Origin of the sequence: Cobetia sp. D5, from assembly GCF_035666195.1 — a bacterium.
Classification (GTDB): Bacteria; Pseudomonadota; Gammaproteobacteria; order Pseudomonadales; family Halomonadaceae; genus Cobetia; species Cobetia amphilecti.
Map to the genome: position 1 here is coordinate 449,751 of NZ_CP142020.1, position 14,830 is coordinate 464,580.

Annotated in this window: 12 protein-coding genes; 6 read left to right on the forward strand and 6 right to left on the reverse strand. The window is 63.4% G+C overall.

The genetic code is table 11. The features are described 5' to 3' along the window. Nucleotides 1-167 precede the first annotated feature (167 nt). The 3 genes from U0O11_RS02025 to U0O11_RS02035 all read left to right on the forward strand — a co-directional run bounded on the left by U0O11_RS02025 (nt 168) and on the right by U0O11_RS02035 (nt 2,793). Nucleotides 168-743: an ANTAR domain-containing response regulator gene (locus U0O11_RS02025; protein WP_054555320.1), complete on the forward strand. Its 576-nt coding sequence runs from the start codon at nt 168-170 to the stop codon at nt 741-743. 50 nt (nt 744-793) lie between these two features. Beyond that, nucleotides 794-2,002, forward strand: coding sequence for a CmpA/NrtA family ABC transporter substrate-binding protein (locus U0O11_RS02030; RefSeq protein ID WP_324691385.1), 1,209 nt, complete (start codon nt 794-796; stop codon nt 2,000-2,002). A 170-nt stretch (nt 2,003-2,172) separates the two neighbouring features. Then, nucleotides 2,173-2,793 (forward strand): TetR/AcrR family transcriptional regulator, encoded by a 621-nt coding sequence (locus tag U0O11_RS02035; RefSeq protein ID WP_043333730.1) that lies wholly within the window; start codon nt 2,173-2,175, stop codon nt 2,791-2,793. A 149-nt stretch (nt 2,794-2,942) separates the two neighbouring features. On the opposite strand, the gene preA is transcribed toward U0O11_RS02035, so the two are convergent. The 5 genes from preA to U0O11_RS02060 form a co-directional block, all read right to left on the reverse strand. Then, nucleotides 2,943-4,307 carry an NAD-dependent dihydropyrimidine dehydrogenase subunit PreA gene (gene preA / locus U0O11_RS02040; RefSeq protein ID WP_084589409.1) on the reverse strand — a complete coding sequence of 455 codons (1,365 nt, stop codon included), beginning with the start codon at nt 4,305-4,307 and terminating at the stop codon, nt 2,943-2,945. Beyond that, nucleotides 4,307-5,707, reverse strand: a complete 1,401-nt coding sequence (locus U0O11_RS02045) for an NAD(P)-dependent oxidoreductase (protein WP_324691391.1) — start codon at nt 5,705-5,707, stop codon at nt 4,307-4,309. The genes preA and U0O11_RS02045 overlap by 1 nt, the downstream gene beginning before the upstream one ends. A 206-nt stretch (nt 5,708-5,913) precedes the next feature. Next, nucleotides 5,914-7,356, reverse strand: a complete 1,443-nt coding sequence (gene hydA / locus U0O11_RS02050) for a dihydropyrimidinase (RefSeq protein ID WP_043333732.1) — start codon at nt 7,354-7,356, stop codon at nt 5,914-5,916. 84 nt (nt 7,357-7,440) lie between these two features. Then, complete coding sequence (locus U0O11_RS02055) at nt 7,441-8,343, reverse strand: nitrilase-related carbon-nitrogen hydrolase (protein WP_324691394.1); 903 nt, start codon at nt 8,341-8,343, stop codon at nt 7,441-7,443. Between the two features lie 255 nt (nt 8,344-8,598). Next, entirely contained in the window at nt 8,599-8,847 is a 249-nt protein-coding gene (locus U0O11_RS02060; RefSeq protein WP_324691397.1) for a hypothetical protein, read from the reverse strand. A gap of 350 nt (nt 8,848-9,197) precedes the next feature. Between U0O11_RS02060 and U0O11_RS02065 the strand changes: the two genes are divergently transcribed. Next, nucleotides 9,198-10,724 (forward strand): NCS1 family nucleobase:cation symporter-1, encoded by a 1,527-nt coding sequence (locus U0O11_RS02065; RefSeq protein WP_324691400.1) that lies wholly within the window; start codon nt 9,198-9,200, stop codon nt 10,722-10,724. Between the two features lie 137 nt (nt 10,725-10,861). Here the strand turns inward: U0O11_RS02065 and U0O11_RS02070 are convergent, their stop codons facing one another. Further along, nucleotides 10,862-11,755, reverse strand: coding sequence for a LysR family transcriptional regulator (locus U0O11_RS02070; protein WP_054555324.1), 894 nt, complete (start codon nt 11,753-11,755; stop codon nt 10,862-10,864). A gap of 286 nt (nt 11,756-12,041) precedes the next feature. On the opposite strand from U0O11_RS02070, the gene U0O11_RS02075 reads away from it, so the two are divergent. Further along, on the forward strand, nt 12,042-13,151 hold the full coding sequence (locus U0O11_RS02075; protein ID WP_279835312.1) for an S-(hydroxymethyl)glutathione dehydrogenase/class III alcohol dehydrogenase: 1,110 nt from the start codon (nt 12,042-12,044) through the stop codon (nt 13,149-13,151). A 122-nt stretch (nt 13,152-13,273) separates the two neighbouring features. After that, complete coding sequence (gene fghA / locus U0O11_RS02080) at nt 13,274-14,137, forward strand: S-formylglutathione hydrolase (protein ID WP_324691407.1); 864 nt, start codon at nt 13,274-13,276, stop codon at nt 14,135-14,137. Nucleotides 14,138-14,830 lie beyond the last annotated feature (693 nt).

Consider the following 14,830-nt stretch of genomic DNA (forward strand, 5'->3'; position numbering starts at 1 on the left):
CGCGACTGGCGCTGGGAGGGTCGGCAAGGCGCGTGCCTCATTGCAGTGCAGCGACGCTTTCGGCTCGGCCGCTCTGAAGGCCTTTGGCCGCAGGGTTGCACCAGATTGCGGCACGAATCCTGCTTGGGTGTACGGCAAGTCTCATGCCCGACCCAAGGAAACCTGACATGCCCGTGACCGTGCTGATCGTCGATGTCCGCAGTGAGCGCTCCGCCGCGCTGGAGCAGGCGCTATTGAGCGCCGGCTTCGAGGTGGCGCTGCGCGTTGACGAGCACGAGGACCTGCACGCGCTGGTCGAGCAGCATCAGCCCGATGCGGTGATCATCGACGCCGACCTGCCCAGCCGCGACACCCTGGAGCATCTCGGCCAGCTGGGGCGACGCTATCCCAAGCCGATGATCATGCTGGCCAGTGAAGATGCCCCGGACCTCGTGCGTGAGGCGGCCGGCGCCGGTGTCTCGGCCTATGTGGTGGACCACGTCATGCCAGCGATGGTGCGCAGCATGGTCGAGGTCGCCATCACCAGCTTCGAGGCGCACCGTGCGCTCAAGGGGGAGCTCAACCGTACCCAGACCACATTGGTGCAGCGGCGCAGCGTCGATCGCGCCAAGGCCGTGGTGATGGAGACGCGCGGGCTCAGTGAAGATGCCGCCTACCAATACCTGCGCAAGACCGCCATGAACCGGCGCCTGGCCCTGCATGAGCTGGCCGATGAGCTGCTCAAGGCCGCGCGTCGGCGCTGAGTCGGTCGCCGTACTGTCCTTCTCTCTCGATCGTTCAAGAGGTGTGCGTGATGCCCACAGATGTACCCCTGAATGGCCATCAGCTGACGCTGGGCCTGATGCCACTCAATGATGCCGCGCCCTTCGTGGTCGCTGAGCAGTTGGGGCTTTTCCGCGAGGAGGGGCTGGCGGTGACACTCAAGTGGCAACCCTCGTGGGCGGCGTTGCGTGATGACCTGCAGACCGGCGTGCTGCAGGGGGCGCAGATGCTGGCGCTGATGCCGCTGACCTCGACGCTGGGGCTGGATGGCCGCGCCACGCCGGTGATCAGTGCCATGACACTGAATCTGGGCGGCAACTCCATCACGCTGTCGCGCGCGCTGATGGCCACGCTCGGCGAGGACGGCCACGACCTCTCCAGTCCGTTGCAGGTCGCGAAGGCGCTGGCGGCGCATGTGCACGAGCGCAAGCAGCGCGGCGAGCCGCTGCTCAAGCTGGCCAGCGTGCACCCGTTCTCCTCGCACCGTTATCTGTTGCGTTACTGGCTGGCGGCGGGCGGCATCAATCCGGACCGCGACGTCGAAATGCGCGCCGTGGCGCCGCCGCTGATGGCGGCGCAGCTGGCCAGCGGAGCGCTGGATGGCTTCTGTGTCGGTGAGCCCTGGAACAGCCTGGCGGCGGCGCAGGGCATGGGGCAGGTGGTGGCGGGCAGTCACGATATCTGGCGCTTCGGGCAGGAAAAGGTGCTGGGCGTGCGCGAGGACTGGGCGGAGCAGCATCCGCTGGCGCATCAGGCGCTGATTCGCGCGCTGCTCAATGCCTGCGCCTGGCTGGACCGCCCCGGCAATCGGGCCAGAGCCGCCGAGTGGCTGCACGAAGAGGGCATGCCGGAGGTACCGATGAGCGTGGTGACGCGCGGGCTGGAAGACGTCGATGTCGAGCAGTCGGTGGACGACTTCCAGCAGCACAATCCCGGCTGGACCATCTTCCATCGCTATGCGGCCAACTTCCCGTGGCGCTCCCAGACACGCTGGTACATCGCCCAGATGCAGCGCTGGGGGCATCTGCAGGGCTTCAATGACGAGGATCTCGAGGCGACGCTGACACGTTGTGTGCGACCGGATCTTTACCGCACGGCGGCCCGCAAGCTGGGCATGGTGGTGCCGGTGGCGGATGAGCGCAGTGAAGGCACGCATCCGGCGCCCTGGTGGCTGAGCGGCGAGGCGGGGCAGGTGCCGATGCCGGCGGATGGCTTCATCGATGGCGCGGTCTTCGAGTGATGTCGCGGGCGCGGTTCTTGCCGATCCGCGCTGGCGCGGGATTGCACAGCACTTATAGATAAGTCGCCATCTCCTTTGCCGGATGACAGGGCAAACCTGACGGCTCAGACATGTTGGCAGTGCGGTTGTGATATTCTCATCGCACTGCCAGCACCGCGTCAGGGGATCGCATGACCACTCGCAAGTCTCAGATTCGCAAGGATAATGTCGGCCGCATCCTGCTCGCCGCCGAAAAGATCTTCGCTCTCAAGGGCTATGTCGGCGCCAGCATGGTCGATATTGCCGCCGAGGTAGAGCTGCCCAAGTCCAATCTGCATTACTACTTCAGCACCAAGGAAGCGCTGTATCGCGCGGTGCTCGATGGCCTGTTGGCGCTGTGGAAGGAAGATGCGCTGTGCTTCGAGGCCTACGACGACCCGCAGCTGGTGCTCTCCACCTACATTCGCGCCAAGATGATGCACTCGCGCCAGCGCCCCTATGGCTCCAAGGTGTGGGCCAGCGAGATCATGCAGGGCGCGCCGGTGCTGGGCGAAGAGCTGACGGTGTGGCTCGACGAGTGGGCCGAGATGAAGAAGTCACGCCTGCGTCAGTGGATCGGCGAGGGCCGCATCGACAACGTCGATGCCTCTGCCTACCTGTACATGATCTGGGCCAGCACCCAGCATTACGCCGACTTCGATCACCAGATCGCGGTGCTCAATCAGGGCAAGGCGCTGAGTGATCGGGAGTTCGAGCAGGCGGTGCAGAACGTGACGCGGGTGCTGCTGAAAGGTGTCGGATTGTCTGCCTGAGTCAGCAGGTGATTTCATGATTTCATTGCCATTAAGCTAATCATGGTCATCATTGGCGGATCATCAAGCCAATCAAGAAGGGGCTGCCATTGCTGGCAGCCCCTTTTTTTGGTTCCCATCTATTGCTACCTGCGTCACGCGATCAGGTATCAGGCCGCGCGATGCGGATTGCGTGGGTCCTCCATCCAGTTCATGTATGGCTTGCCGGTGTCCTGCACTTCCATGGTGATGCAGTCCTCGACCGGGCAGGTGATCTCGCACAGGTTGCAGCCCACGCAGTCGGCGTCCTTCACCTCATAGCGGGCGGTGCCGTTGTCCTTGGCCAGATGCATGATGGCCTGGTGCGAGGTGTCCTCGCAGGCGATATAGCAGCGTCCGCAGCCGATGCACTTGTCCTGGTCGATGCGGGCGATCACCTGATAGTTCATGTCCAGCTGCTTCCAGTCGGTGGTGTTGGGCACCGCCGCGCGCGAGAACTCGTCGATACGCTGATAGCCCTTGCTGTCCATCCAGCGCCCCAGGCCGTCCTTCATCTCCTCGACGATACGGAAGCCGTGCAGCATCGCCGCCGTGCACACCTGCACGCTGCCCGCGCCGAGGGCGATGAATTCCGCGGCATCCTCCCAGTTGGAGATGCCGCCGATGCCGGAAATCGGCAGGTTGGCGGTTTCTGGCGTGCGCGCTATCTCGGCCACCATGTTCAGTGCGATGGGCTTCACGGCGCTGCCGCAATAGCCGCCGTGGGTGCTGCGGTCGCCGACGATGGGATGCGCGACCATGCGGTCGAGATCCAGGTGGGTGATGGAGTTGATGGTGTTGATCAGCGAGACGGCATCGGCGCCACCCCGCCAGGCGGCCTTGGCCGGTTCACGCACGTCGGTGATGTTGGGCGTCAGTTTGACGATCACCGGCAGCGAGCTGTAGGTCTTGCACCAGCGCGTGACCTGCTCGACATACTCCGGCACCTGGCCCACCGCCGCGCCCATGCCGCGTTCCGGCATGCCGTGGGGGCAGCCGAAGTTGAGTTCGATGCCGTCACAGCCGGTGGCCTCGACCTGCGGCAGGATTGTCTTCCAGGCCTCCTCCTCGCACGGCACCATCAGCGAGACGATCAGCGCGCGGTCCGGCCAGTCCTTCTTGACCTGGGTGATCTCGCGCAGGTTGATCTCCAGCGAACGGTCGGTGATCAGCTCGATGTTGTTGAAGCCGCTGACCTCGCCATTCGGGCCATAGTGCGCCGAGTAGCGGGAGGAGACGTTCACCGCGGCCGGGTCTTCGCCGAGGGTCTTCCAGACCACGCCACCCCAGCCGGCCTCGAAGGCGCGTACCACGTTGTAGGCCTTGTCGGTGGGCGGGGCGCTGGCCAGCCAGAAGGGGTTGGGGGCGCGGATGCCGGCGAAGTTGACCGACAGATCGGCCTTGTAGCTGGCGACGTGATCGCCACTTGCTTCAGCACTTGATCCAGCACCTGCCGGGCGGGCGTTGTCGTCATTGAGCGGGGTATGAATGGTCATCAGGCGGCCTCCACCTTGAGCATCAGATCGTGATGGATGGCCTCGGCGGCCAGCTTGCCGTGGGCGACGGCTTGAACGGTGAGGTCCTGCCCGCGGGCGATGCAGTCACCGCCGGCATAGACGCCGGGCAGACTGGTGCGCAGCATCTCGTCCACCTCTATCCTGGCCCCCTCGCGGGCCAGCCCTGCGGCATGCGCATCGCTCAGGCTCGCGTCATCGAAGCCCTGGCCGATGGCGGTGAAGACCCCATCGCAGGCCAGCGCGAAGGTCTCGCCGGTATCGACGAGGCGACCATCCTCGACCCGCGTGCGCGCGAACTGCATCGCGCTGAGCGCGGCGTCATCACCTTCTTCGCTTCTATCACTATCGTTTGCCACATCGAGCGCCAGCGGGCGTGCCCAGGTGTGGATCATCACGCCATTGGCGCGCGCGATTTCCTGCTCGTGATGGGTGGCGGACATCTGCTCCTCGCCACGCCGGTAGACCAGGTCCACCGTCTGCGCGCCGAGGCGCCTGGCCTGCACGGCGATATCGATGGCGGTGTTGCCGGCGCCGATCACCACGGCGTGTCTGGGCACCGCCAGGGCGTTCAGCTCGCCACTCTGACGCAGCACCTTGATGAAGTCGGTGGCCGCCATCAGGCCGCTGGCATCCTCGCCGGTCAGGCCGAGGGCATGGCTGGTGCCAAGGCCGAGGCCCAGGAAGACGCTGTCGAATTCGCGTGTCAGGGAGGCCAGCGCCAGGTTGTCGCCAAGGCGCTGGCCGTGGCGGATCTCGATGCCGCCGATCTCGAGCAGGAATTCGACTTCGCGGGCGGCGAAGTCATCGGTCAGCTTGTAGCGGGCGATGCCGTATTCGTTGAGGCCGCCGGCCTTTTCCTCGGCCTCGAAGATCACCACGTCGTGGCCGAAACGCGCCAGACGATGGGCGCAGGAAAGCCCGGCAGGCCCGGCGCCGACCACCGCGATACGCCGGCCGGTGCTGGCGCCACGCGTGAACGGATGGGCCTCGAACTGGGCGTTGTCCAGCGCATGGCGCTGCAGCAGGCCGATCAGCACCGGCTGGCACTCATCGCCCTGATTGCGCACGCAGGACTGCTCGCAGAGGATCTCGGTGGGGCAGACGCGGGCGCAGCTGCCACCGAGGATATTGGCATCCAGAATCTCGCTGGCGGCGCCTTCGAGATTGTCATCGTGGATACGGCGAATGAAGGTCGGGATGTCGATGCTGGTCGGGCAGGCCTTGATGCAGGGTGCATCGTAGCAGTACAGACAGCGCGAGCTCTCGATGAAGGCCTGGCGCTTGCTGAGCGCCGGATGCAGGTCTGTGAAACGCGCACTCAGCGCCTCTTCCGCGAGCCCGCTCGGGGCCCAGTGGGAAGGAGTGGAGGATGTGGTCACGGTGTGGCTCCTGCCCGCGCTCAGGCGCGGGGTCGTTGTTGTTGGTCTTGCAGGCGAGTCGGGTTGCGCTCAGGGACTGGCAGCGGCTTGTTTGGAAGTGCTAAGGGACCGGCAGCGCGTCAGGTGCGCCGCCAGGCCGTCGTTCAGTCGTGCCGTACTGGTCTCAGCCGTGTCGTACTGGTCTCAGGTGGGTCGTTCGCCGACCGTCAGCTGCGATCCACGGCGCTGACGACGTTGCTCTCGGCGCGGGCCTTGAGCTGGTCGAACACGCTGGGGTAGGCCGGACGCTCGACATACTGGCCGTGGCCGCGCTTGGCATGCAGTTCGCCATCGCGCCAGGCCCAGTCGCCGCGGCTGATGGTGTGACGCGGAATGCCCTTGACGGTGCGGCCTTCGAAGATGTTGAAGTCGATGTTCTGGTGGTGGGTCTTGGCCGAGATGGTGCGTTCGGCGTTGGGGTCCCAGACCACGATGTCGGCGTCGCTGCCGACGCGGATCGCACCCTTGCGCGGATAGAGATTGAAGATCTTCGCGGCATTGGTGGAGGTCAGGCCGACGAAGTCCTCGGCGGAGAAACGCCCGGTGTTGACGCCTTCGTGCCACAGCATCGCCATGCGGTCCTCGACCCCGGCGGTGCCGTTGGGAATCTTCGAGAAGTCGTCCTTGCCCATTTCCTTCTGCTCGGCGCAGAAGCAGCAGTGATCGGTGGCGGTGGTCTGCAGGTCTCCGGACTGGATGCCGCCCCACAGTGCCTGACGGTGCTCCAGCGAGCGGAACGGCGGGCTCATCACGTGGCCGGCCGCGAATTCCCAGCTCTTGTTCTGATAGACCTCTTCATCGATCAGCAGATGGCCTGCCAGCACCTCGCCGTAGACCGGCTGACCGTGCTCGCGGGCGTAGCGGATCTCCTCCAGCGCATCGGCGGTGGAGACGTGGACCAGATACACCGGCGTGCCCAGGGTGCCGGCGATGCGGATGGCACGGCTGGCGGCCTCGCCCTCGACCTGCGGCGGGCGCGACAGCGGATGCGCCTCCGGGCCGGTGATGCCGTCGGCCAGCAGCTTCTGCTGCAGGTGGTAGACCAGCTCGCCGTTCTCGGCATGCACGGTGGGAATCGCGCCCAGCTCCAGGCAGCGTGCGAAGCTCGAGACCAGGGTGTCGTCCGGCGCCATGATGGCGTTCTTGTAGGCCATGAAGTGCTTGAAGCTGTTGACGCCGTAATCGGCGACCAGCGTCGCCATGTCCTGGCTGACGCTCTCGTCCCACCAGGTGACGGCGACGTGGAAGCTGTAGTCGCAGCACGACTTCTCGGCCCATTCGCGCCAGGTGTGATAGGCCTCCATCAGCGGTTGCTGGGGGGAGGGGATCACGAAATCGATGATCATGGTGGTGCCACCGGCCAGTGCCGCGGCGGTGCCGGTCTGGAAGTCTTCGCTGGCCACGGTGCCCATGAAGGGCAGCTGCATGTGGGTGTGCGGGTCGATGCCGCCGGGCATCACCAGGCAGCCGCTGGCGTCGATCACCTCGCAGTCGTCCGGGACGTCCAGGTCGGTACCGATGGCGGTGATGGTCTCGCCGTCACACAGCACATCGGCGGTGTAGCGCTCTTCGTGGGTCTGGATGCTGCCGCCCTTGATCAGGATTGCCATGAATCTCTCCCGGCCGCATCGCGCGGCCTTGTCCGGCATTGAGTGTCAGGTCGTCTTGTTGTTGTCGTGCGGGTCGTCAGTCCGTCACTCGCCATCGGTGAGGCGGGTATAGGCATCGGGGCGACGGTCGCGGAAGAACTGCCAGTTGTTGCGCACCTCGCGCACCATCGACATGTCGAGGTCGTGGATCAGCAGCTCATCCTCGGTGGCGCTGGCCTGGGCTTCGATCTGGCCGCGCGGATTCACGAAGTAGGAGGAGCCGTAGAACTCGCCGATATCCCAGGGCTGTTCATGGCCGACGCGGTTGATGGCGGCGATGTAGCAGCCATTGGCGGCGGCGGAGGCGGGTTGCTCCAGCTCCCACAGATATTGGGAGAGGCCCGCGACGGTGGCGGAGGGATTGAAGATGATCTCGGCGCCGTTGAGCGCCAATGCGCGCCAGCCTTCCGGGAAGTGGCGGTCGTAGCAGATGTAGACGCCGATGCGCCCGTAGGCGGTGTCGAAGACCGGCCAGTCGGACTTGCCCGGCTTGAAGAAGAATTTCTCCCAGAAGCCCGCCACCTGCGGGATGTGGGTCTTGTGATACTTGCCCAGATAGCTGCCGTCGGCATCGATGACGGCGGCGGTGTTGTAGTACACCCCCGGCTGCACTTCCTCGTAGATGGGCACGATGATCACCATCTGATGCTTCTTCGCGTACTGCTGCATCAGCGTGACGGTGGGGCCGTCGGGCACGCGCTCGGCGGCGGCATACCACTTGGCATCCTGGCTCGGGCAGAAATAGGGCTGATTGAAGACTTCCTGGAAGCACAGGATCTTGACGCCTGCCTCACCGGCCCGGTCGATCAGCGGCAGGTGGGCCTCGTTCATGGCATCACGGATCTGCGCGGGCTCGAGGTCGGTGGAGACGTTGAGTCCCATCTGGATGACGGCGCAGCGCAGCTTGCCGGCATCCTCGGTATAGGAGATGCGGGAATCGTTCGACATGTCTTCCTCATCGGGCGCTTGGCGCCGGTTGTTGTTGTCTTCAATGAGTGCTGGTGGACTGAACGGGTGGGCAGGGATAGCGCGAAATGGCTCCAGGAAAAACACGCCGCCTGCCTGGCAAGTCTGCATGCCGCTGGCAGGCATCGTGGGTCAGGAAAGGTCCGATTTAAATCCTGTCTCACCAGTCAGCTTAATGAACATTAGACAGTGTTCCCGCGTTCGGCAAGATGAAGTGTCAAATAAAGTCTTGTGGATTTATCTTGTTGTTATCAAAGAGTTTTTATTCAAGAAAAGGCCATATTTCACCATTGTGGTGCCTGCATAATCAGCATGGTTCACGCGATTTTCAAAGGAAAAGACGATGCACAACAGTGGCTTGTGACCGTTTGTGGGGGCATTGCGCAAGACCGCCTTGCACCAGCTTGGAACCTGACCATACTGACAGTTGGCGCGAACACGGCTTGTCGCCACCTGACAGGCGTCATGCATGAAAATACGCGCCATTGCATCTCAAGTTGTCTTGCAAGACAGGTTTGATTTATCGGCAATAATCCGGCCGGCGGCATGCGATTTGCCACAGGGTTTTGCACGTTAACTGCGCAAGGTGTTTCTTCTACACGGCCTGCCACAGATTCGTCTGCCGCAGATTCGTCTGCCGCAGAATCTTCTGCATCAGAATCTTCTGCATGCAGTGCCGAATGAAGTGTGCCTGAAGAAGTGTGCCGAACGGGGAGGTGCGAAGAGGAGTCAGGAAAGCGACGGAGAAGGTGAGGAAGACAGGAAACGACAAGTGACACAAGGCAAGCGCAGTGCATCACCCTCAACAATAACAACAGCTGAATAGGTGAGGACTCATGGCCCCGACACAGACGCGCTCGCACATGGTGCGCAGCAATGAGGAAATGATCGAGCTGGTGGTGGCACAGGATGTCGCCCGCAGCCCGCGTTACAACGAGGATATCGCGCCGACCAGGAGTGCCGAGCGCACCTGGTCGCGCTGGAACATCGCCGCACTGTGGGTCGGCATGTCGATCTGCGTGCCGACCTATACCCTGGGTGGCGTCCTGACCGCCTACTTCGGCCTGAGCGTCGGCGAGGCGCTGTTCACGATTCTGGTCGCCAACCTGGTGGTACTGATTCCGCTGACCCTCAACGCCTTCCCCGGCACGCGCTTCGGGATTCCCTTCCCGGTGGTACTACGCTCCTCCTTCGGCATCATCGGCTCCAACGTGCCATGCATGATTCGCGCGGTGGTCGCCTGTGGCTGGTTCGGTATCCAGACGATGTTCGGCGGCCTGGCGATCCACCTGCTGCTGTCGAGCCTCTCGGCCGACTGGAAGGCGCTGGGCGGGGTAGGCGAGGTCATCGGCTTCTTCGTGTTCTGGGCGCTCAACCTGTTCGTGGTGATTCGCGGCGCGGAATCCATCAAGTGGCTGGAGACACTCTCCGCGCCCTTGCTGCTGGCGGTGGGCGTCGGCCTGATGGTGTGGGCGCTGCCGCATACCTCGATCAGCGAGCTGCTGGCCCAGCCGCCGAATCGTCCCGAAGGCGATGGCGTGGCCAGCTACTTCATGGCGGGCCTGACCGCGATGGTCGGCTTCTGGGCGACGCTGTCGCTGAACATTCCTGACTTCAGTCGTTACGCGAAGAGCCAGAAGGACCAGATCTTCGGTCAGATCATCGGTCTGCCGCTGACGATGTTCTTCTTCGCGGCGCTCGGCGTGGTGTTGACCGCGGCGTCCAGCTCGCTGGTGGGCGAGACCATCTCCGACCCGGTCAACCTGATCGGTCGCATCGACAGCCCCGGCTGGGTCGCCATCGCCATGGTGCTGATCATCATCGCGACGCTCTCCACCAATACCGCGGCCAACATCGTCTCGCCGACCAATGACTTCCAGAACATCGCGCCGAAGCTGATCAACCAGACGCGCGGCGTGCTGCTGACCGGGCTGGTCGGGGTGCTGCTGATGGGCTTCGAGCTGATCAAGAAGATGGGCTGGATCGTCTCGGACGTGAGTCTCGAGAGCCTCTATTCCAACTGGCTGCTGGGCTATTCGAGTCTGCTGGGGCCGATCGCGGGGATCATGATCGTCGACTACTTCGTGATCCGTCGTCAGTCCTTTGATCTGCCGGCACTCTATCTGGATGGCAGCACCTATCCGGCCTTCAATCCGGCGGGCTTCATCGCCTTCTTCGTGCCGGTGGGGCTGACGGTGATCAGCTTCTCGCAGCCCGGGCTTTCCTGGTTCTACGACTACGGCTGGTTCACCGGCTCGCTGCTGGGGGCGCTGGTCTACTTCGTGGCCAGCAAGTTGCTGGTCAAGGCGCCGCCGGTGCATCTGCCCGAGGCGGTGCCAGGCAGCGGGGCGCAGCGCGCCTGACGCCGCTGATGAGCATGGTGAGTGCAATGACAGACGGGCTGCCGATTGGCAGCCCGTCTGTCGTTCGTCGGCTCATCAACTTATCCGCTCATCAACTTGTTCGTTCATCAATTCGGCAGCTCATCCGCGGCGGCGCGTCATGCGTCAAGGCCCGGGATGCCGCCCTCGAAGCGCTCGACCATGAAGTCGACGAACTGGCGCACCTTGGGCGAGAGGTGGCGGTGGCGGGGATAGACGATCCACACCCCGGTATCGCGCACCTGGTACTCATCCAGCACCGAGATCAGCTTGCCGCTGGCCAGATGGGGCGCGACGTAATAGTCGGGAATCTGGGCAAGGCCGAGGCCCTTGAGCGTGGCGTCCAGCAGCGCCGGACCGGAGTTGGCCTGCCAGCTGCCGGTGATGCGCACCTCGCGGCGCTGGCCCTCGACCTCGAACAGCCACTCGCGCTTGGAACCGGCCAGACAGCGGTGACTGGAGAGCTCGGCCAGGGTGTGCGGGCGCGGCGCCTGCTGGAAGTAGTCATGCGAGGCGACGACGAATTCGCGGCGGTCCACCAGCCGCCTTGCGATCAGCGAGGAGTCCTTGAGCACGCCCATGCGGATGGCGACGTCGAAGCCCTCGTCGATCAGTTCCACCGGACGGTTGGTGAAGTGCATCTGCACTTCCAGTTGCGGGTGCAGCAGCTGGAAGTCGTTGACCAGCGGCGCGACGTAGCGCTCGCCGAAGGTGGTGGCGCTGGTCAGCTTGAGCACGCCGCTGGGGCGGGCATGAAAGTCACCGATGGCCTGTTCGGCGGCGCGGAAGCCATCGAAGAGGTGATGACAGTGCTCGAAATACACCTGTCCGGCATCGGTGAGGCGCGTCTGACGGGTGGTGCGGTAGAGCAACTGGGTATCGAGCTGGGCTTCCAGCTGGCTGATCAGACGACTGACATGTGAGCTGGACACCCCGAGATGACGGGCGGCACCGGAAAATGAGCCGATTCTGACGACTTCCACGAAGGCTTCGATACGGTCCCAGCGCTGCATGCTGGCTCCTCTTTCATTGTTGTTGAGTGGCAATAATCATCTGAGTGCCGACGGCTTAATCCCACCCGCATGACTGCGTAGACTGTGCTCCATGCCAAGCCCGCAAGGATGAACCGCAAGGACGAGCCCAGTGCCTGTCGCGTCGGGAGTCCCTCGGGCGACTCATCCATGCAACCTGTCAGGTGCTGCTACCTTTCAGGGTGGCCTCCGTGGTGATCACCACCACACCAGGGGGCATGAGATTGGCAGCCAGTTTACCGCTATTGATGCTCACTAGGAGAGATTCATGAAATCACGTGCTGCGATTGCGCTGGAAGCCGGCAAGCCGCTGGAACTGGTCGAGATCGATGTCGAAGGGCCGAAGGCCGGTGAGGTGCTGGTACGCATCGTCAATACCGCCGTCTGTCACACCGATGCGTTCACCCTGTCCGGCGCAGACCCGGAAGGCCTGTTCCCGTCCGTGCTGGGCCACGAAGGCGCCGGTATCGTCGAGGAAGTGGGCGAGGGCGTGACTGGCCTGGTACCGGGCGACCACGTCATTCCGCTCTACACCGCGGAATGCGGCAAGTGCAAGTTCTGCCTCTCCGGCAAGACCAACCTGTGCAGCGCCGTGCGTGCCACCCAGGGTCGCGGCCTGATGCCGGACGGCACCTCGCGCTTCTCTCTCGATGGCAAGATGCTGCACCACTACATGGGCACCTCGACCTTCTCTGAATACACCGTGGTGCCGGAAGTCTCGCTGGCCAAGGTGTCCAAGGAAGCGCCGCTGGACAAGATCTGCCTGCTGGGCTGTGGCGTCACCACCGGTATCGGTGCGGTCATGAACACCGCCAAGGTCGAGCCGGGTTCCACCGTGGCCATCTTCGGCCTCGGCGCCATCGGTCTGGCCGCCATCCAGGGCGCGGTGATGGCCAAGGCGTCGCGCATCATCGCCATCGACATCAATGAAGACAAGTTCGACCTGGCCCGCAAGTTCGGCGCCACCGACTTCGTCAACCCGAGCAAGCTGTCCGTGCCGGTCCAGGAAGCCATCGTCGACATGACCGACGGCGGCGTCGACTACTCCTTCGAGTGCATCGGCAACGTCAACGTCATGCGTGCGGCGCTCGAGTGCGCTCACAAGGGCTGGGGCGAATCCATCATCATCGGCGTCGCCGGTGCCGGTGAAGAGATCTCCACCCGTCCGTTCCAGCTGGTGACCGGGCGCGTCTGGAAGGGCTCCGCCTTCGGTGGCGTCAAGGGCCGTACCGAACTGCCGGGTTACGTCGAGCGTTACATGAGCGGCGCGATCAACCTGGACGACTTCATCACTCACCAGATGCCGTTCGAGAAGATCAACGAGTCCTTCGATCTGCTGCATGAAGGCAAGTCGATCCGTACCGTGCTGAGCTTCTGATCCGGGGCTGAGCTGCCGCCGGGCAACGCGCGAAAGCGTGTTGCCCGGTGAGATCTGGAACGCGAAACGGCGTCGGCTTGCCGACGCCGTTTTCATGACGCGATACCACAAGGGAGAGCATGATGACCGCGACCGAACAACTCGAGCTGGTCAGCGCCAACAAGGTGCATGGCGGCTGGCTCAAGCGTTACCGTCACCGCAGCGGCAGCCTGGATTGCGACATGGTGTTCGCCATCTATCTGCCACCCCAGGCCGAGAATGGCCCGGTACCGATGCTGTGGTGGCTGTCGGGGCTGACCTGCACCGACGAGAACTTCATGCAGAAGGCCGGTGCACAGAAGAAGGCCGCCGAGCTGGGTATCGCCCTGATCTGCCCGGATACCAGTCCGCGTGGCGTCAATCTGGACGGCGAGGACGACAGCTACGATTTCGGCAGTGGCGCAGGCTTCTACGTCAATGCCACCCGCGAGCCGTGGGCACGTCATTACCGCATGTATGACTACGTCACCGACGAGCTGCCGGCGCTCGTCAAGCGTCACTTCCCGGTGGATGGCGAGCGTGAGTCGATCTCCGGTCACTCCATGGGTGGTCACGGCGCCTTGATCTGCGCGCTGAAGAATCCTGGCCGCTATCGTTCGGTCTCGGCCTTCGCGCCGATCGTCAATCCGATGGCCTGCCCGTGGGGCGAGAAAGCCTTCAGCGGCTATCTCGGCGATGACCGCACCCAGTGGGCGCAGTGGGACACCTGCGAGCTGGTCAAGCAGGCGAGCAAGAGCGGCGCCGCGCGTCAGGAACTGTTCGTCGAGCAGGGCGAGAGTGATCAGTTCCTCGAGGAGCAGCTCAAGCCGGAGCGCCTGGAGGCGGTCTGCGCCGAGCTGGACCACCCGCTGGTCCTGCGTCGTCAGCCCGGCTACGACCACAGCTACTTCTTCATGGCCAGCTTCATCGATGAGCATTTGACCTACCACGCGAAACACCTCCTTTGAGGTGTGAGTGTGGTAGCTGGTAGAGATGAATAGACACGCGAAACACCTCCTTTGAGGTGTGAGTGTGGTCGCCGGTAGAAATGAAAAGCATGCGAAGCACCTGCTTTGAGGTGAGCCTCAGGCGTTGAGGTATGACAGTGCCAATCGCAGCTGATCGCTCGCCGAGCAGAGACACTGCGTGAAAGACAGAAACGACAGTCCCGCTATCGATTGATGGATAGCGGGACTGTCGTTTTTTCGTCATGAGAAGCGGCGTTTTTCAGAACCTCAAGGCATGAAAGCCCGTTCTGGTGGCGTTTGCTTATGCTGCGTCAGTGGTAGCCAATTCAGGCGTTATTCTGTGCCGTACGACAACGATGATTTGCTGCACAGCGGCGATAAAGTCACTGCGCCAGGCAGGCGCGATGGTTTACTGTCGAGAGGTGGACAACGCACGACGTCCAGGCAGTGAATCACGACATCCCTGACGCTATCGGAATTGCAGAGGTCGCTTATTGACCTCCCCCTGATGGGACCGATCGCCGATGTCGTCGCTGCTGGAGCCGACCCCTCAGGGTTCGCTCCCTGCTGAGACCCAATAACGATAATACTGCGGACCCCCGCCGGCCTCATCAGGCCACGGGAGAGGGCACCACGAGGCCCCGGTCTGCCACTCAAGCAGATATAGAGAAGGACTCCCCTCATGGCATTGAC